Source organism: Schaalia sp. Marseille-Q2122 (assembly GCF_903645355.1).
Taxonomy (GTDB): domain Bacteria; phylum Actinomycetota; class Actinomycetes; order Actinomycetales; family Actinomycetaceae; genus Pauljensenia.
The window spans coordinates 1-18,620 of the sequence record NZ_CAHJXR010000010.1 but is presented as its reverse complement, the minus strand read 5'-3'; the positions used below and the strand labels follow the sequence as shown (position 1 = coordinate 18,620).

The window sequence follows — 18,620 nt, the reverse complement described above, 5'->3', positions numbered from 1 at the left end:
GGTGGGAGTAACCTGGCTATTTCCGGAAATTTAGGTAACAGTTTGAGGTAGCCGGTGAAAGATCTTCTCTTTTGGTGAGGTGGAGTATTACACTTGCCGCTATCGACAAATGGATCATGGGAGCCAACCCTCGCAACGAGTGGCGCAAAGAAAGAATTGAGACCAGACCATTGAGTTATCCTACTCCCAGCCCAAGAGGGCAGGATCAGGCAGTTAAGCAGGACGCACACGGGGAAGTGGGCGTGTATCTCGACGCTCTTGCTCGAAGTCGAGAGATTCGCACAGACAGACGTTCGAGAGGTGGTTATGCCTTCACTGAAAGTGTTTCTTACGGCATGCCTCCAGCTGTCAGGGAGAAGATCCAGCGCCCCCTGCGAGCCTTCAGAGGAAACTGAGCGCGCTTGCTCTCTGAAACGGCCTCCTACCGCTCAGGAGGTGGCGGATTATGCTGAAGGGGTATACCGCGCAGCCATTGGGCGAGAAACGTGGATTACACGGAAGATTTCTACGTATCAGATGGTGACTCGTCGGGCAGCGAGTCAAGAATTCTCTTTCGATCTTGATATTGCGGAGATTCGTTCCTACCAGCGTGGGCTTCGGGATCTGACTGGCCGACTTTGGCTTCCGTTAATGTATCTCTCGCGTAAGTATCTCATGAGTGTTGATCTTGAGGGCCCTTGGGAGCGTCAAGTGTCTCTCGCTTCCCATCGAGAATCCGCTTTTATATGTACCCTCGCCTTGATGGGATACATGAAGTGTAGTGGGGCTGATCTGAGCTTGCTTTCAGATCAGGACTATTCTTGCCTTTTCTCCTTCATCATTGCGTTCAGCGATAAGAAGACGATTGAGGAAGATGAGCGTCTAGCAAAGTGGCCAAAAGCTCTCTATCAGTCTATCGAGGATAATGCAGAAATCTCGTTTCCCTTTGCACCGAAGCGAATGGAGGATTGCTTCCAGGATTCAGGGTTCCGTGAATTTCTGCTTGAGCTGGGCTCTCGGCATCATGTGGCGATTTCAATCCCTGACGACCCGGGGGTTCTGCGTGCAATTATTAAACTTAAGGTAATGACCCGAGATGATTCGCAGATCTCGTCATTGCGCTGGGGCCTATTTCCTGTCGCTCGTTGGCGGCTTCTTGTTCCGGATGTCCTGGATGGCGAGAACCCTCACTTGCGGTTCAGGGTGCCAGAAGGTGCCTCTATTCTGGCGGCTGGACTAAAAATACCGTTGCGTACCCCTGACGGAGATTTGTGTACTCTTTCATCGGCTATAGATCAATGTCTTCCGGATTTGAGGGAGAGATCGCTGCCTGAGGCCGAGGTTCAGGATGAGTTCATGGCGGCGCTCGATGTGGAGTGTACCCCGGATCAAGTAAACCTTCGAGTAAATCATGGGAGGCTTGCCCACTTCTACAGTTTCCTAGAAAGTAGAGGTGCCGCTGTCGGAGACTCTCCTGAAGTGCTATTGGGAAATGGGTGGTTACTTGATCTTTACGTCGCTACGGCGCGCAGGATTTTTCTTGTGCCTGCATTGTTCGTTGCCGTCGTCGCATATTTTGTTGCGCGGATAACTTTGGAAGTCGCTCTCGTTTCCACCAGTGGAGGAGCTGGCGGCAATGTTGGAACCTTTCTTAGTCTCCTTGCGACATTTCCCGTACTCGTAGCGACAGTTTTCATCTATCGCATTGAAAGCGATTGGGTCACAGTTTCTCTTACCTTAACGCGCTTATTTCTTTTGGTGGGAACGCTTTCTCCGGTTCTTGCCCTGTTGCTGATTACGTCGAACCGGAGAGGTATCTTTGGAATCTCCTTGGAGGGCATGGTCTCTGGCGTGCTGGCATTGATGCTGTTGAGCGTGCTCTATTTTGCATGGGCGATTATCAATATCCAGTGGTGGAAGAAGCTGAAAGTGCCTGAAGAGGCTCACTGGCGAACGGGCTTGTTCGTTGCCGCGGTGCTCTATGCGGTCCTCTTTTTGGCGCTTCCCTCGATGTTGTCGTTAGACCCTGTTGACTACCCAGTCGTCTACTATGTTCGATACCTCCTTATTCGCGCTTAGTTTCGCACTTAAGGCTGTGATCTTTCCCCGGAAAATCAATGAAAGCCCCGCCTCGTCTTGCACTCGTAGGGGGTGAGTGCCAAACTTGGTGTTAGCACTCGCCATGGTCGAGTGAAAGACAATCCGGGATCCGATGAGGTTCTCCCTGCGCGTGACCAGAACGCGCATGGCGCAGAATCGTCCGTCGCGGGCATCGGCCCCCAATCCGCACCGCGGAAGGAACAACAGCCAAATGGCAAAGATCATTCACTTTGATGAGGAAGCGCGCCGCGGCATGGAGCGCGGCCTCAACCTCCTGGCCGACACCGTCAAGGTCACCCTGGGCCCCAAGGGCCGCAATGTCGTCCTCGACAAGAAGTGGGGCGCCCCCACCATCACCAAGGACGGCGTGTCCGTCGCTAAGGAAATCGACCTTGAAGATCCCTTCGAGCGTATCGGCGCCGAACTGGTGAAGGAAGTTGCCAAGAAGACCGACGACGTCGCAGGCGACGGCACCACCACCGCCACCGTCCTCGCCCAGGCCCTCGTGCGTGAAGGCCTGCGCAACGTTGCTGCCGGCTCCAACCCCATCGCCCTCAAGCGCGGCATCGACCAGGCCGTTGAGGTCATCGTCGCTCAGCTCCACAAGGATGCTCGCCCCGTCGAAACCACCGAGCAGATCGCCGCCACCGCCTCCATCTCCGCTAACGACCCCGCCATCGGCGCCCTGATCGCCCAGGCGTTCGAGAAGGTCGGCGCTGAAGGCGTCGTCACCGTTGAGGAAACCAACTCCTTCGAAACCACCCTGGAAACCACCGAGGGTATGCGCTTCGACAAGGGCTTCCTCTCGGCCTACTTCGTCACCGACAACGAGCGTCAGGAAGCCGTCCTCGAAGACGCTTACGTCCTGCTCATGGAGTCCAAGATCTCCAACGTCAAGGACCTCCTTCCCGTCCTTGAAAAGGTCATGCAGACCGGCAAGCCCCTCCTCATCATTGCTGAGGACATCGAGGGCGAAGCCCTGGCCACCCTCGTGGTCAACAAGATCCGCGGCACCTTCAAGTCCGTGGCCGTCAAGGCCCCCGGCTTTGGTGACCGTCGCAAGGCCATGCTGCAGGATATGGCGATCCTGACCGGCGGCCAGGTCATCTCCGAGACCGTTGGCCTGTCCCTGGAAGCTGCCGACCTTGACCTGCTGGGCCGTGCCCGCAAGGTCGTCGTCTCCAAGGACGAGACCACCATCGTTGAAGGCGCTGGCGACAAGGACATGCTCGAAGGCCGCATCCGCCAGATCAAGTCCGAGATCGAAAACACCGATTCGGACTACGACCGTGAGAAGCTCCAGGAACGCCTGGCTAAGCTCTCCGGCGGCGTTGCCGTCATCAAGTCCGGCGCTGCCACCGAGGTTGAGCTCAAGGAACGCAAGCACCGCATCGAAGATGCGATTCGTAACGCTCGCGCCGCCTCCGAAGAGGGTCTGGTCGCCGGCGGTGGCGTGGCCCTCATCCAGGCCGCCAACGTCGCGCTCGACTCCCTCGCTGTTGAAGGCGACGAGGCGACCGGCGTGAACATCGTTCGCGTGGCTGTTTCCGCTCCCCTCAAGCAGATCGCTGAGAACGCTGGCCTGGAAGGTGGCGTTGTCGCCGACCGCGTTGCCAACATGGAAGCCGGCCACGGCCTCAACGCCGCTACCGGCGAGTACGGCGACCTCATGGCTCAGGGCATCTCCGACCCGGTGAAGGTCACCCGTTCTGCACTGCAGAACGCTGCCTCCATCGCCGGCATGTTCCTCACCACCGAGGCCGTCGTTGCCGACAAGCCTGAGCCCCCCGCAGCAGGCGGCGGCGAAGGCGACATGGGCGGCATGTACTGATAGCCCCCTGAGTTCCCCGGAACTCACACGAAAAGCGCCCTACCGGGCCACGCCAATGGGTTGTTATGCGCGTATTCATAGCGTAGAAACACTCCAGGCGACCCGGTGGGGCGCTTTCCTGCGCCCAGCCTAAAGAACGGGCGGGCGATGACGCCTTAGCGGCCAGCAAACAACGCCGTGCTCTGGGCCTCTGCCTCGGCGTAGACGCTGGCAGCTGTGCCCAGCTGCGTGCCGATGGCCGTCAGCGCGCTTTCAACCTGGGCTTGGGTGGCCTGCCACTGGGTGACGCAGTCAGAGAAGCTGGCTGAGGCTGCGCCAGCCCACGTGCCCTGCAGGTTCACGAGGTCAGCCATGAGGGAGGCAACCTCGGCGCGAATAGTCTCACTGCTGGCTGCCACACGCGCAGCGGAGGAAGCAACAAGCTCAGAGTCAACGGTATAGGTGGCCATGGGAATTCCTTTCCTGAGCGCCCGATCCTTCTTGCCAGGCGGTTACTCCCAGGCTAGAAAAACAGCTGGCACACACCGAATGTGTGCCAGCTGCACTGTGGATAACCCATTTCGACCCTCAGGGCCTGTGGATAACTCGCAGGGAAGTTCTCAAACCCGCCGATCAGGGGACATTGAGTGCGTCAATCGCAGTCTCCAAAGACGAGGCATCGTCATCGTCGCCCGCCACCGGTGGAACGGCGTCCTCCTCGACGGGAGCCAAAACCGGGAGCACCCCTGTCGTTGTCGGCGTCTCTTCAGCGGCAGCGGCCTGGTTCTTCTTGAGCTGCTTACGTTTAATAATGACCGTTTCTGCAGGGGGAAGGCTGTCCTCGTCAGCTCTCGTCCCAGGGTCAACGGCAGGGGACTTCCTCACCGCGGGAACGACGGGAGCATCATCATCGTCCGTGTCGTCAAGATTGGCATCGGGGTTGAGGGCGCGAATGCGCTCCTCCAAGCGAAGAAGCTCAACCTCAAGATTTGCTCGGGCCGTATCCTCCCACTCCTGAGCGGCGGTGGTGTGGTAGACGGTCTCGCGAGCAAGCAGGCGGCGGATCGCATTTCGACGGGCAGTGAAGTAGGTCAGATCGTCAACAGCGTGGTATTCCTCGCGCAGATTCTCGCAGTACTTCTTAAAGTCACGCGGAGAGTCAGCCAGGCGAGCAAGATCAGCGTCAACAAGCACCTGAGCGTCAGTGTCGTCGCGTGCCGCCTCGTGGCGGGAAATAGTGAGGATGAGTTCGAGGACGCGGGTGATGACATCCTCGCTCACCCCCAGGCCCTCAAGGCGGCTGCGCGTCAGATCCGGGCAGTTCGAGGCAGTGGCAGAGGGGTCAAGTTCGTCGCGCGCCGTGCAGGGGGTGCGGTCGAGAATTGCTCCGTGATACCAGGCGGCCACACGCAAGATGTCAGGGTCGTGGACGCTAGCGGAGAGCTCGTCAATGTGGGCGAGCACGTTGATGAGGTGGCGAAAAGAATGCGCGGTGCGTTCAGGCGCTGACCAGCGTGCGACGAGGTCACGCGCCTCCGCCTCGCATTCGGCTCTCGACGCGGTTGCACCGATCTCTTGCAGTGCGTCCACAAAAGAACTGAAAAGCCACTGAGGTGCTTCTGCACCCATGAGACAACCACTCCTGATAGTCAGACCTTACCGAGCAATGCTAACGCCTGTGCGGTGTTTCCCACACTTCCGGTGGTGGTAATCACGTTAGTGCGTCGCCTTGTCGTTCTTCGATGATGACAGATCGTCGTCATCTTCGCGATCCAGAGGAAGAGCAATACGAACCGTCAAACCACCCCCATTCGTATGCGAAAGGGTGGCCGCACCGTGATGGGCGTGCATAATTCCCGACACGATGGACAGGCCAAGGCCCGATCCGCCCAGGGAGCGTGCGCGCGAGTCCTCCGCTCGGTAGAAACGCTGCCACACGCGCTCGTGATCCTTCGCGGCAATACCCGGACCGTGGTCGCGGAATTCAATAATGGCATCCCGGTCACGGACGCCCACTGCCAGCTCCACAGGTGAACCAGCGGGGGTGTAGCGGACGATATTACCAATAAGGTTGGTGAACACCTGTTGGATGCGATCGCGGTCGGCGGTGATGAGGAGCTTGCGGGGCAGCGGATGTTTGCCCAGGCCGCGCACCTGTACCTTCCGATCAGGATCAAGAGCCCTGAGGTCAAAGGCCGCGTGTTCGGCCATTTCCACCATATCCAATTCAGTGAAGTCCAGGGGGCGGCCTTCGTCGAGGCGAGCCAGGGTGAGTAGATCCTCGACGAGGTTGCCCATGCGCGTGGATTCGGATTGAATCCTGCCCATGACGTCAGCCGTACGATCCTCAGGCACGCCGCCCAGAGCGTAGAGCTCGCAGTAGCCGCGGATGGCAGCCAGGGGGGTGCGCAACTCATGGGAGGCATCGGAGACGAAACGGCGGATCTTGCGTTCGGAGGCTTGACGGGCCTCAAAGGACTGTTCGACCTGCGACAGCATGGTGTTGAGCGACTGTCCGAGGGAGCCGACCTCGGTGGTGGGCGGTTCGGGATCAATACGCTGCGTAAGGTCGCCGGCGGCGATCTTGCCCGCCGTTGACTCAATGTGGCGCAGGCCCGTGAGGGCGTGGCGCACGAGAAGACGCCCCAGGAAACCGCCGCTGGCGATGATGACCATGCCCACCAGAGTGAAGTAGGCCGAAGTTGTGCGCATGGTGTGCTGGACATTTGTCAGTGGCAATGCGATTGTTACCACGCCAACAAAGTGGTCTGTGCTGCGAATTTCCATGGGGATGGCCATGGCCCGCCACGTTGCCCCCGTTTTCGACGAGGACACTGTGACGGGCTGAGTGGCTGAAACTTGTGAGGCGGGGCGCCCATCAAGCTTAATGAGGTCCGGGATCTCCGGGTGACCAGCCTCTTTAATGGTGATAGGGAAGTAGGACTCACGGGGAGTTTGGTCGCCAACCTGCTTGTAGCGGATGTAGTAGGAGGTTGGTGAGTCGGATTCGCCCAGGGCGTCTTGAAGACTCTTGTCGTGGGTCCGATTGGCCAGCGCTTCAGCGGAGGAGATGAGTTGACTGTCAATCTGCTCAATGAGGTGCCGCTGCAAGAGACCCACCATGACTGTCCCCGAGACGGTCATACCAAAGGTCAGCAGGGTAACAATGAGCCCTACCAGGCGGAACACCAGGGGTTTGGCGTTCCACATATCGTGAAGCTGGTCGATCCAGCGCATGGCTTAACTGTCCTCGCGAAGGATGTAGCCCACTCCTCGTTTCGTTTGAATCAGGTCGCCGCTGGCGCCGTCAACGGCGAGCTTGCGACGTAGGTAGGAAATATAGGACTCGACGATGGCGGCCTCGCCGTCCCAGTCGTATTCCCACACGTGGTCAAGGATTTGCATCTTGGAGACGACGCGGCCCTCGTTAATCATGAGGTAGCGTAGGAGCTTGAACTCGGTGGGGGAGAGGTCGATGTCAACCCCGGCGCGGCGGACTTCGTGTGCGTCCTCGTCAAGAACGAGATCGCCGACGCGCAGGGTGCCGTCGTCGTTGGACGAGGCCATAGTGCGGCGGAGGATGGCGCGGATGCGGGCGACGACCTCTTCAAGTCCGAAGGGTTTGGTGACGTAGTCGTCGCCGCCGACGGTGAGGCCTTGGATCTTGTCGCGCATGTCGTCGCGAGCGGTGAGGAAGAGGACGGGGATGGTGATGCCAGCTTCGCGTAGGCGCCTGGTGACAGTGAAGCCATCCATGTCGGGGAGCATGACATCAAGGACGATGAGGTCGATGTTTTCCTCGGTGGCCGTGCGGTAGGCGCTGGCGCCATCTTCAGCGGAGAGGACGTCGAAACCGGCGAAACGGAGGGAGGAGGCGAGGAGATCGCGGATATTGGGTTCGTCGTCAACGACGAGTAGGCGCGCCTCGGCGGGGGTGCTTTCAGGTTCAGACATATGACAATCCTGCCCCACTTATCTGGATGTTTACTGGGAGTTATATGAATAAAATTGTGGTCGTATTTTTCGGCGTGGGACAATGAACCCCAGCGAAGAAAACCCCGCCCACAAAGGACGCCCCGATGCTCAACCCAACACTGCCTCAAGACGTTGAATTCCGCCCAATCTCCGAATCCCTCATCCCCGTGCGACGACTCGGCAGCCTCATCGGAAACCTCCCCTTCATCATCGCCACAGCCCTCCTGGGCTACTTCCTCCACTGGGCCTTCTACATCGGCACAGCCTTCTTCCTCGCCATCCTCATGTGGACCATGTGGCTCATCCCCCGCCAAGTCCGCAACATCAAATACGCCGAAAGCGACGACGAATTCATCATCCGCCGCGGCGTCATGTTCCGCTCCCTCACCGCCGTCCCCTACGGGCGCATCCAATACGTCGACGTCAACGAAGGCCCCATCGCCCGCCACTACGGCATCGCCTCCATCACCCTGCACACCGCATCAGCAGAAACCGCGGGCTCCCTCGACGGCCTACCCGCCGCCGAAGCGAACCGCCTACGCGACCTCCTCGCACAGCGCGGATCCGCCGAACTCGCCGGACTGTGAGGCACCCATGAAAGACACCTCCCCAACCACCTCCCGCGCCGTCGATACCGGAGTGCCCGCCGAACAATGGCGACGCCTCCACCCTGTCTCTCCAGCACTCAACGCCTGGAAAGCCCTAGCAGCCCTCGTTGCCTTCCTTGTTTATCAGAATTCGCAGGTCATCGCCGACCTCTACTCCCTGGGCGTTGCAGAATCATTCGGCCTCCTCACAGTCGTCATCATCGGAGGCGGATCCTTCCTGCTCGTCCTCGTCGCCATCGTCCTCTTCTCCTGGCTCTCATGGCGCAACACCACCTACGCGCTTACCCCGGATGCCCTCTGGTTCCGCAAAGGCATCATCTTCCGCAGCCAACGCCACGCACGCCTTGACCGCATCCAAGCTGTCGACGTCGTCCACCCCGTACTCGGCCGACTCTTCGGCCTCGGACAACTTCACGTCGAGGTCGCAGGCGGCGCGGATTCGAACTTCACCTTCGGCTACTCAGCGAGCCTCGCTACGCGCGAATCCCCTCGCAGCCGGACTCAGGCAGCCCAGCCCGTCAGCCACTGTTCCCAACGACGAGGCCACCGCCACCGACGGAAACGCCCACCCCGAGCCTTCCGCCGCGCCACACCCCACCCCGCCTTCGCCGAAGCGCCCGAACGCCCTCTACCAGGTCTCGGCGGGCACACTCATCGAATCCTCCTGCGCTCCACCGGCGTTCTCATCGGAGCGCTCCTCACCGTCGCCATGGTGATCGTCATCATCGGCCTCTTCCTCTGGAAACCCAACGTCGCCTTCGCCGCACTGCCCGGCCTACTCCCACTGGTACTGGGCCTCATCTCCTACCTGTGGAACCGCTTCGTCGGCGAATTTAACTTCACCGCAGCAGTATCAGCCGACGGCATCCGCATCCGCCGAGGCCTACTCGAAACCCGCTCCCAAACCATCCCCCCACGCAGAATCCACGCCGTCCACGTCGTCCAACCCCTGCTGTGGCGCTCACGCGACTGGTACCGCGTCCGCATCCTCCAAGCCGGGTACGTCACCGGAGCCGAATCCAACGGGTCCACCTCGCAAAACTCTGATGTGCTACTGCCCGTCGGCACCCGCCAAGAGGCAGAACTCGCCCTCTGGCTGGTCGTGCGCGACCTGGGAGTGGACGACCCCCTCGCCTTCATCCAAGAAGCCCTCCACGGCGTCAACGCCACAGACAACCGCTACTTCCACCCCAACCGCCCCGACACGCGCTGGCTGGACTGGGTGACCTGGAAGCGCAGAGCCGTCGCTCTCACGCAGACCGTCTTCGCAATCCGCGACGGCTGGTTCAACCGCCGAATGACCATCGCCCCCGTCGAACGCCTCCAATCCATGTCCATCCACGAGGGGCCCATTGAGCGCCGCTACAACCTGTGCTCCCTCCACATGGAAATCGTCCCCGGATCCGTCACGGCTCACGCCGAGCATGTTGATGGGGCGCTCGCGGCCGAACTCATGGCACAACTCCTCGAATTGTCGAGTCAGCGTCGCGCCTCAGAGCCGCCTGAAAAGTGGATGCAGCGTGTCACGACCGCTCTCGATGGGGAGAAGAGCGCCCCGGCCTCGCCAGATAGTGAAGGACACGCACCATGAACCAACCCGGTCGCCTTGGCGTCGGCATCATTGGCATGGGACACGTCGGCCCCGTCATCGGCTCCGCCCTGCGCGCCGCCGGTCACAGCATCGTGGGCGTCACCGCCTCATCTGAGGCCTCCCGCGAACGCGCCGACGCCATGCTGCCCGGTGTGCCCATCCTCGATGTGCAAACCCTTGTTGAACGCAGTGAACTGGTCATTATTGCCATTCCTGACGATGAGATCGGCCCCCTCGTTGAAGGACTTGCCGCACTGAAAGCCTGGCAGCCCGGTCAACTGGTGATTCACCTGTCCGGCGCGCATGGGGTCGGTCTGCTCGCCCCCGCCCAAGCCTGCGGCGCCATTACCCTGGCTATCCACCCGGCCATGACCTTCACCGGCACCTCCGTCGATGTGGCGCGCCTGGTGGGAACACCTTTTGCAGTGACCGCTGCCGGCCCCGTCCTGCCCATCGCTCAGGCCCTCGTGGTAGAGATGGGCGGAGAGCCCGTGGTGGTCTCCGAGCAGGCACGCACCCTCTACCACGCAGCACTGGCGCACGGAGCAAACTTCCTAGTCACACTGCTTGCCCAAGCTCAGGACCTCCTACGTGCCGCCGGGGTGGACAACCCCGGCGACTACCTGCGGCCCCTGTGCGAAGCGGCCCTTGACAGGGTCTTGCGTGATGGCAGCGCCGGATTGACAGGACCGATCATGCGCGGCGATGCGGGCACCATTCGATCCCATATGAAGGCTCTGATTGGGGAACCCTGCGGTACTGGTACTGGTACTGGTACTGGCTTGGGCGCTGGATCCGGGCAGGGGGATGGGAAGGCCAGCGACACGGCGGGGGTCGAAACCCTGGACTTCACCACCGCCCAAGTGGCACGGACCTACGCGCACATGACCCGCCAAACCGTGGACATGCTCGTGCGCAAAGGCAGCCTGTCCGAGCGGGCAGCTGCCGAAATCCTCCGCGCCTTGGACGACACTGAGGCTGATCACTAAGGCACGCCATCACCGACTACTCTCTGTCCATCTACCTATTTGCACAGAGCCGTAGTTCCTTGGGGTTCCCACGTGTGAGCTCAAACCTTGATCGGGTAGTTTCACCCCGATTTCCTGCCTGGACGCACACCTGGGTGCTGCACATCAGCCTAGGCCCCCGCCGTTCCAGTCTGACCTTCTCTGCCACCCGGCGCCCGCATGTGAGCCCAAGGCTTAAATGGCCTGCTTCAGGATCGTTTCTTGCCTGGGCGCACACGTGGGCGCCGGAGGCCTCCCCAGGCATGCCCCTACCCCAGCCGTGGGCGATCGCTCATTCTTTCCTGCGCACAGCTGCAGGTGAAAGGGGGAGAATAGACCCATGACTTCTGGCAACGCGAAGAATCATCACCACGCAGCAGCTCCCACCAACGCAAGCCCCTCAGCAGCAAGACAGCGCCCCCACGTAGTCCACAGCCGCGCCGACTACCTCAGCGCCCTGACAGAACTACCCGGCAGCGTCGGCCTCGTGATGACCATGGGTGCCCTCCACGACGGGCACCTCGAACTCGTCCGCCAAGCCCACACCCACGCCGACCACGTCGTCGTCACCATCTTCGTCAACCCCACCCAATTCGCCCCGGGCGAGGACTTCGACGCCTACCCCCGCACCCTCGAAGCCGACATCGCCGCCCTCACCACAGTCGGAGCCGACCTCGTCTGGGCACCCGCCCCAGAAGACGTCTACCCCGAAGCACCCCTCATCACCCTTGACCCCGGCCCGGTTGGCCACCACCTCGAAGGCGCATCGCGCCCCACCCACTTCGCCGGGGTCGCCCTCGTCGTCACGAAGGTACTCAACCTGACCCGCCCAAAGGTCGCACTCTTCGGCGAAAAAGACGCCCAACAGCTGGCCGTCATCCGCGCCTTCGTGCGTGACCTCGACATGCCAGTTGAAATCGTGGGCGTGCCAATCGTGCGCGACACTGACGGCGTGGCCCTCTCCAGCCGCAACCAATACCTCTCCCCTGAGGAGCGCACCCGCGCCCGCGCGCTCAACCGCGCACTGACGGTCGGTGCCGAGGCCGCAGCCGTCGGCGCCGCTCCCACCCTCGTCATCGCAGCCGCTCGCCAAGTACTGGATGCTGAAGGTGGCGTGGACATCGACTATGTTGAACTGGTGGACGACCACTCCTTCCAGCCCCTCAATGCTGGAAGCGCGCGCGGCAGAGTCCAAGCACGCCTGCTCATCGCCGCCCGGGTGGGCACAACCCGCCTGATCGACAATATGGCCATGACCGTGGAGGTCCGAGGATGACCATGAATACCTCGCAGGGCATGATGCAGCCCGAAATCATGCGCGAAATGGTGCACGGCAAGATTCACCGCGCCACCGTCACCAGCGCAGACCTGCACTACGTTGGGTCAGTCACCATTGATGCTGACCTGCTGGATGCCGCTGACATCGCTGAAGGGCAGCGCGTCGACATCGTCGACATCAACAATGGTTCGCGCCTGTCGACCTACACCATCGCTGGCAAGCGCGGCTCGGGTGTCCTACAAATCAACGGTGCCGCCGCCCACCTGGTCAACCCCGGTGACCTCGTCATCATCATCGCCTACTCTCACGTGCCCGAATCGCGCGTGCGCACCTGGAAACCTAGCGTTGTCTTCGTCGACGCTCAGAATCGCATTGTCGAAACGGGCGAGAACCCCGGCGAAGTACCCGAGGCTCACCCTGCTGCGCAGGCCCAGGGCCTGAAGTCCGCAGGCGTGTGAAGGGCCGAATCAGCCTGAGGCTGGGCGCTGATAGGACGTGCCCCTAGAGGTTGAGGGAGAGCTTGAGTCAACACGCTGGACTCCACACATCAAGCTCGTGTCGGGCTCAACGGACCTCGCTCCAGGCCAGTGTTATGAGGTCGCACACGCATCAGCCTCGCGGCCACTCTCAGGCCACCACTCCGCGAGGGCCTCGCGCATCTCCTCGTCAAAAGGAGCCTGCTCAACCAGGCTCTTTTGCCCGAGGAACACAAAACCGCGCCAACGGAACAACAACGCGCTCAGCAGCGTCACCAACCAATAAATGACAAACGAAGCCACCAACAGTGCTGTCGCATTCTCAGCGGGTGGCACAAAATCATCACTGCCCGCGTCCATCAACATACCGTTGAGCCACCCCGGCAGATCCGTGTACACCCACACCGCGAAGATCACCCACGGAATCGCGTAGGAAATCAACAGTGGCACCTGACAGCGCCAACTCCTCCACGTACGCACATGCCACGAAAAAGGCGCCTGAGCCACAGGGAAAAGAACGCTAATCAAGTTCCCCACCGCCATAAACAACACCATCGGGTAGAGCACACCCGGCACCGTCCGCAGCATCTCCGAATCGTGGTAGAGATACTCCGTCCACCCCGCCGTAATCACAAGCATCGGCAGGACAATCACCACGCACTGCACAGCATTCTTCCGCAAAAGAATCCGCAGGAAAGACTGCCCCTCCTTGAGGGCCTCCGTCGTACGAGGAACATCCAGGCCAAAAATATTCGTCGTCGTCACATCAGCCAGGATGAAGGTCGAAAAATACACGCAATAGAGCAACACCGTGTCGTAGTGCCCGCCCAGATTCGGCTGGCGAAACAGCAGATAAAACACAGCCAGAGCAAGGTTCACGGCGACGCTCTGAATCCACAGCATCGGCCAGGTGAAGGTCCACCGCAGCTCCTGCATGAAACGTGAACTCAGCGCGCGCGACCACAGGCTGTGAGGCTGCTCGCCGCCCGCTGCGCGTCGTGCGTTCTGATCGCCTTCCTTGCGAAGCCCATCTGCTTGGCGCTGCTTTGCCGACGAACGTGACGCAGACAATCCCATCACACCCCCAGTCAACCCTCTCTCCAACAGCAATCTCGCGCAGAGTACCGCGATAGAGCCATATGCCACCATCCTAAGCGCACCCGCACCCACCCACCGCAACCGTCCACACGAGGACTGATATTCCCTAAGGAGGCGCGGCGGGAGCCTCGTCAAACGAAGAAAACAGGCCCAAACGCAAGGCGCTAAGATGATAGACGTGACTGACGCAAAGATTGACACCCCCGAACTCCCCACTGACGTTGCCGACGACGCACCCGAGCAGGTGCGAGTTCGTGCGGAAAAGCGTCAGCGAATGCTTGATGCCGGCACCGAGGCCTACCCCGTGGTGCTGCCGATCTCCTCCACCATTGAAGAGGTGCGCGAAAAGTACGCCCACCTCGAGGCGGGCGATGAAACCACTGACGAGGTCGGCATCGCCGGGCGCGTCATGCTCGCCCGCAACGGCGGCAAACTCTGCTTCGCCACCCTCCAAGACGGTGCCGGGAACCGCATCCAGGTCATGCTCTCCGCCGCTGAAGTTGGCGTTGACTCCCTCGCACAGTACAAGGCCGACGTTGACCTGGGCGATCACCTCTTCGTTCACGGCCGCGTCATTTCCTCGCGCCGCGGCGAACTGTCGATTCTGGCCTGCCCCGGCACCGCCCCCGCAGGCCTCTTCACCCCCGGTATCAACGAGGGCGACCCCGTCCCCGCCTGGGCTGTTGCCGCGAAGTCTCTGCGCCCCCTGCCCAAGACCTACACCGCCGAAGACGGCACCGAAATGAGCCTGTCCGAGGACATGCGCGTGCGCCGCCGCTACCTCGACATGATCGTGCGCCCAGCCGCCCGCGACATGGTGCGCATGCGCGCCCAGGTGGTCAAGTCCCTGCGCGCCTACTTCGACGAGGCCGGCTTCATTGAAATCGAAACCCCCATGCTGCAGGTCCTGCACGGTGGCGCCGCCGCCCGCCCCTTCAGCACCCACATGAACGCCTACGACACCGAACTGTTCTTGCGTATCGCGCCCGAGCTCTTCCTCAAGCGCGCGGTCGTGGGCGGCGTCGATAAGGTCTTTGAAATCAACCGCAACTTCCGCAATGAAGGCGCTGACTCCTCGCACTCGCCCGAGTTCACCATGCTGGAAGCCTACGAAGCCTACGGCTCCTACGACACCATGGCCCGCCGCACGCGCGAATTTATCCAGCGCGCCGCCCGCGAAGCCCTGGGTAGCGAGGTCGTTACCCTGCCTGACGGCTCCACCTACGACCTGTCCGGTACGTGGAAGGAAATCTCCATGTACGAGGCAACCTCCGAAGCCATCGGCCGCCCCATCACCGCTCAGACTCCCCGCGAGGAGCTGGTGGAGATTCTCAAGCGAGACTTCGACGAGGAAGTGCCCGACCACTACGTCACCGGTAAGGTCGCTGAAACCCTCTTCGAAGCCGCCGTTGGCGATCAGCTGTGGGAGCCCACCTTCGTACGAGACTACCCCGAGGATTCGTCGCCATTGACCCGAGGGCACCGCTCTAAGCCGGGCGTGGTTGAAAAGTGGGACCTGTACGTGCGAGGCTTCGAGCTGGCCACCGCCTACTCTGAGCTGGTTGATCCGGTGATTCAGCGCCAGCGTTTCGAGGCTCAGGCCCTGGCTGCCGCCGATGGTGATCCCGAGGCCATGGTGCTGGACGAGGACTTCCTGCTGGCTATGGAGTACGGCATGCCGCCCGCCGGTGGCATGGGTATGGGCCTGGATCGCCTGCTCATGGCCCTGACCGGCCAGGGTATTCGCGAGACCATCACCTTCCCCCTGGTCAAGAAGCTGTAGGTTCAGTTTCTCGGTGTTGGTGAGGCGGTTCCGGTTTTCCGGGGCCGCCTCGTTCGCCCATGAGCCTGACACTACGCGTCGGCTCAACGCCCACCTAACCTGACGAGGCGCCCCTGCCTCACCTTGGCGAAAGCTGTCCTTTCGCTGCGGTGGGGTGGGGGCCTCTGCATGTGCGATAGCGGGTGTGGTTTTCTGCCCGGGCCTACCCCACCGCCGCCAGCACACCCTGCCGCTGGTGGAGGTTTGCCCGCCTAGCCTGACGAGGCGTCCCTGCCTTGTCCGCGCGGCTATGGGTGCGAGTTAGCGCTGTTGGTATGTCTGGAGGTGAGGTGGCCTGGGGTGGGTATGTCTGGGCGCTGTGGGTATGTCTGGGCGCTGTTGGTATGGGGTGTTCCTCGTACCGATGGCGATGATCCGTACCAATGGCGTTGGTCTGTACCGGTGGCTCTTAGGTGTGCCTGTGGGGGGTGGGTGTGTTAGGGGTGGGTTGCCTGGGGCTTTGTCTGGAGGTGAGGTGGCCTGGGGTGGTATGTCTGGGCGCTGTGGTATGTCTGGGCGCTGTTGGTATGGGGTGTGCCTCGTACCGGTGGTGACGATCCGTACCAATGGCGTTGGTCTGTACCGGTGGCTCTTAGGTGTGCCTGTGGGGTGTGGTTAGGGGGTGGGTTGCCTGGGGGCTTTGTCTGGAGGTGAGGTGGCCTGGGGTGGGTATGTCTGGGTGCTGTGGGTATGTCTGGGTGCTGTGGGTATGTCTGGGCGCTGTTGGTATGGGGTGTGCCTCGTACCGATGGCGATGATCTGTACCAATGGCACTTGAGGATACCTGTCGAAGCTATGAGCTGGAGGGAAACAGTGGGAGGTGCCTGGCAGTGAACGCTTAGCCTGCCTGCGCTTTGGCCGCCGCTGCTCTCACCGCTTCAATAGCCGCCTCAAGGGAAGGAAGAGGCCGACAGCCCAGAGCCGTCCACTCGCGGATCTGAGCGGGCTCACGCTGGGTGAGGTACAGGCCTCGGCGAATCAACACCGGCACGGACTTGCGGTTTTTCTTGATGTCGCGGATAAAGCGGAAGTAAGCATTGCGCCAGGGGTTGCGAGCAATGCAGATGGCGTCGGCTAACAGGCCGTGCTCTTTCAGGGCGGGAACGCAGTGAGCGGCGAAGATGCCTTCGGCAATGATGACCTTCTCGGAAGGATCGAGGCGTAGATGTCGAGTGCCCACGACGGAACTGGTGGGGATGTCGTAGTCGGGGGTGTCGGTCTGCCCGGTGGTGCACAGTTCAATGAGGGCGGTGATGGCGGCCTCCTGATTCCAGGAGCGCACATCATCCCAGTCGATGAGGTGCTCGTCGACCATGGGCATATTGGGAGCGTCATAGCTGCGGTAGAAGTCATCCAAACGCACAGAGCGTAGGCCCAAGCGGCGGGCGAGGGAGGACTTCCCTGAACCGGAAGGTCCCGTAATGATAATGACGCGCACCGGAGCCTTAGACATGATGATGAGGATACCGTCTTTCAGCCAAAACTTTCCCCCTCCCCGCACTGTGGGGCGCCACATGTGACACAGGTGTCGTGGCGCCCCACAGTCATGTGAGGGAAGGGGATGAGAGTCCTCTCAAGGAAGTCAGCGGCGAGAACGCACAGGCGCCGAGGCGCCAGCCGCCAGCGCCAGGCCCGACATGAGGAGCAGTAGGGCTACGTCCTCGCCGTTGTCACCGACGCCGGTCTGAGCGAGGCGAGGCTTGCGACGAATGGTCGACTGAGGGCTGCTCGCCGACGGAGCGTCGGATGGTGGAGTGGTGGCCGGTGGAGTGACAGCCGGAGGATTGACTGTGGGAGAGGTGCCAGGAGTGGGAGCACCGCCAGGCGTGTGCCCACCAGGCGTGTGCCCACCCCCTGGCGGGAGGGAGGCCTTGAGGACATTCAACTTCAGGATTGTCTGAGGCTTAGCGCTCCCGCGCTCCCTAAGGGTCAGGAAGTGAATCCCGGGGCTGAGGTCAGCAGGAATGGAGATGCTGGTGGAAACGCGGCCATGCGCATCAGCGCTGACCGTCCCCAGCAGGCGAGGCGTCGAGTAACTGTAAATGTCCACTGTCGACGAGGGCGTGAAGCCCTGCGCGTCAACGCTGAAAGGCAAGCCCTGCGTCACCACGTTCACTGGGACGCCGGGTGCGCCGAGCTCAGGATGTGCGTTGAGTAGTTCATCCGATGTTGCAAATGGTGGCTGGGGGTTGACCACATCAAAGATCTGCCTGAACTTCCAGTACAGCACGTGAGTGTGTGTCTCGATCAGGCCATCAGGCGACAGGTTCGTGCCGCTTTCGCTCCAGCCTTGGGAGATCCACTCCCCGCCAGGCACCGTGACCTTCGCCGGGGTGACTGTCGGGTAGACAACAGGCTGGCCCTCGTAATCCGGGTAGGTGGTGACAACTTCGGGTGGTAGGGGCTTATCGGTGCCGAGAGTTTCAACGCTGAAACGATGGGTGTGCGTGCGTTCCTTTGCCACCAGGGTGATGGTTGGGGCTTCGCTCACCGGGCCAGTTGGCGCTCCTTCGACGGATTGGAGTACGTACAGTGGGGTGTCAGCGCCGTTGACGGTGAAGGTGTCTCCAGGGCTGATCGGCAGTGTGAGAGTGGAGTTTTCCCGTACATGCGTGGGAAGAGGCGTTCCGCCGGTGGTGGGGGCTGTGACGGCGGTCGAGGTCCCAGGTGAGCGCAGCATGTACGACACGGTGTATGTCTCCCACTTGCGGTAGTCCCAGACGGCACTGTGCCTCTCGGTTTGGGTGAGGCCATCAACGGAGATCGTCGTTGATACTGAGCGCCACTCCATCAGAGTCCATACGCCCTCGCCGGAGGGGTCGGGGCTGGTGGCTCCTGCCGCTAGGGGGAAGGTGGCGGTGGCCTCGTGGGTGGG

Annotated in this window: 14 protein-coding genes and 1 pseudogene; 8 read left to right on the top strand and 7 right to left on the bottom strand. The window is 61.3% G+C overall.

Translation table 11 applies throughout. The features are described from left to right. Window positions 1-690: 690 nt before the first annotated feature. Both HWX48_RS10825 and groL read left to right on the top strand, forming a co-directional pair. Window positions 691-2,058 (top strand): hypothetical protein, encoded by a 1,368-nt coding sequence (locus tag HWX48_RS10825; protein ID WP_175957467.1) that lies wholly within the window; start codon window positions 691-693, stop codon window positions 2,056-2,058. 232 nt (window positions 2,059-2,290) lie between these two features. Further along, window positions 2,291-3,910: a chaperonin GroEL gene (gene groL / locus HWX48_RS10820; protein ID WP_175957466.1), complete on the top strand. Its 1,620-nt coding sequence runs from the start codon at window positions 2,291-2,293 to the stop codon at window positions 3,908-3,910. Window positions 3,911-4,065: 155 nt separating this feature from the next. Here the strand turns inward: groL and HWX48_RS10815 are convergent, their stop codons facing one another. The 4 genes from HWX48_RS10815 to HWX48_RS10800 form a co-directional block, all read right to left on the bottom strand. Next, window positions 4,066-4,359 (bottom strand): WXG100 family type VII secretion target, encoded by a 294-nt coding sequence (locus tag HWX48_RS10815; protein WP_175957465.1) that lies wholly within the window; start codon window positions 4,357-4,359, stop codon window positions 4,066-4,068. Between the two features lie 163 nt (window positions 4,360-4,522). Then, window positions 4,523-5,518 (bottom strand): hypothetical protein, encoded by a 996-nt coding sequence (locus tag HWX48_RS10810; RefSeq protein WP_175957464.1) that lies wholly within the window; start codon window positions 5,516-5,518, stop codon window positions 4,523-4,525. 87 nt (window positions 5,519-5,605) lie between these two features. Beyond that, the gene (locus HWX48_RS10805; RefSeq protein ID WP_254873086.1) at window positions 5,606-7,126 is read right to left on the bottom strand and encodes a cell wall metabolism sensor histidine kinase WalK; all 1,521 of its coding nucleotides are present in this window, start codon (window positions 7,124-7,126) and stop codon (window positions 5,606-5,608) included. A 3-nt stretch (window positions 7,127-7,129) separates the two neighbouring features. Next, window positions 7,130-7,843, bottom strand: a complete 714-nt coding sequence (locus HWX48_RS10800) for a response regulator transcription factor (protein WP_175957463.1) — start codon at window positions 7,841-7,843, stop codon at window positions 7,130-7,132. 125 nt (window positions 7,844-7,968) lie between these two features. Between HWX48_RS10800 and HWX48_RS10795 the strand changes: the two genes are divergently transcribed. The 5 genes from HWX48_RS10795 (at window position 7,969) to panD (ending at window position 12,807) form a co-directional block, all read left to right on the top strand. Further along, window positions 7,969-8,451, top strand: coding sequence for a PH domain-containing protein (locus HWX48_RS10795; RefSeq protein ID WP_175957462.1), 483 nt, complete (start codon window positions 7,969-7,971; stop codon window positions 8,449-8,451). A 7-nt stretch (window positions 8,452-8,458) separates the two neighbouring features. Further along, a complete protein-coding gene (locus tag HWX48_RS10790) occupies window positions 8,459-10,063 on the top strand; it encodes a PH domain-containing protein (protein WP_175957454.1) in 1,605 nt (534 codons plus the stop codon). Beyond that, on the top strand, window positions 10,060-11,052 hold the full coding sequence (locus tag HWX48_RS10785) for a Rossmann-like and DUF2520 domain-containing protein (protein WP_175957445.1): 993 nt from the start codon (window positions 10,060-10,062) through the stop codon (window positions 11,050-11,052). Before HWX48_RS10790 ends, HWX48_RS10785 begins: the two co-directional genes overlap by 4 nt. 358 nt (window positions 11,053-11,410) lie before the next feature. Then, entirely contained in the window at window positions 11,411-12,346 is a 936-nt protein-coding gene (panC, locus tag HWX48_RS10780) for a pantoate--beta-alanine ligase (protein WP_175957443.1), read from the top strand. Next, window positions 12,343-12,807 carry an aspartate 1-decarboxylase gene (panD, locus tag HWX48_RS10775; protein ID WP_303048079.1) on the top strand — a complete coding sequence of 155 codons (465 nt, stop codon included), beginning with the start codon at window positions 12,343-12,345 and terminating at the stop codon, window positions 12,805-12,807. The genes panC and panD overlap by 4 nt, the downstream gene beginning before the upstream one ends. A gap of 132 nt (window positions 12,808-12,939) precedes the next feature. Here the strand turns inward: panD and HWX48_RS10770 are convergent, their stop codons facing one another. Beyond that, on the bottom strand, window positions 12,940-13,902 hold the full coding sequence (locus HWX48_RS10770; RefSeq protein WP_175957441.1) for a hypothetical protein: 963 nt from the start codon (window positions 13,900-13,902) through the stop codon (window positions 12,940-12,942). Between the two features lie 190 nt (window positions 13,903-14,092). Between HWX48_RS10770 and HWX48_RS10765 the strand changes: the two genes are divergently transcribed. Beyond that, on the top strand, window positions 14,093-15,706 hold the full coding sequence (locus HWX48_RS10765) for a lysine--tRNA ligase (RefSeq protein WP_175957439.1): 1,614 nt from the start codon (window positions 14,093-14,095) through the stop codon (window positions 15,704-15,706). Between the two features lie 877 nt (window positions 15,707-16,583). Here the strand turns inward: HWX48_RS10765 and HWX48_RS10760 are convergent. Further along, window positions 16,584-17,198, bottom strand: a complete 615-nt coding sequence (locus tag HWX48_RS10760; RefSeq protein WP_175957437.1) for a uridine kinase — start codon at window positions 17,196-17,198, stop codon at window positions 16,584-16,586. 129 nt (window positions 17,199-17,327) lie between these two features. After that, a pseudogene (locus HWX48_RS10755) lies at window positions 17,328-18,620 on the bottom strand (hypothetical protein); the annotation flags it as partial.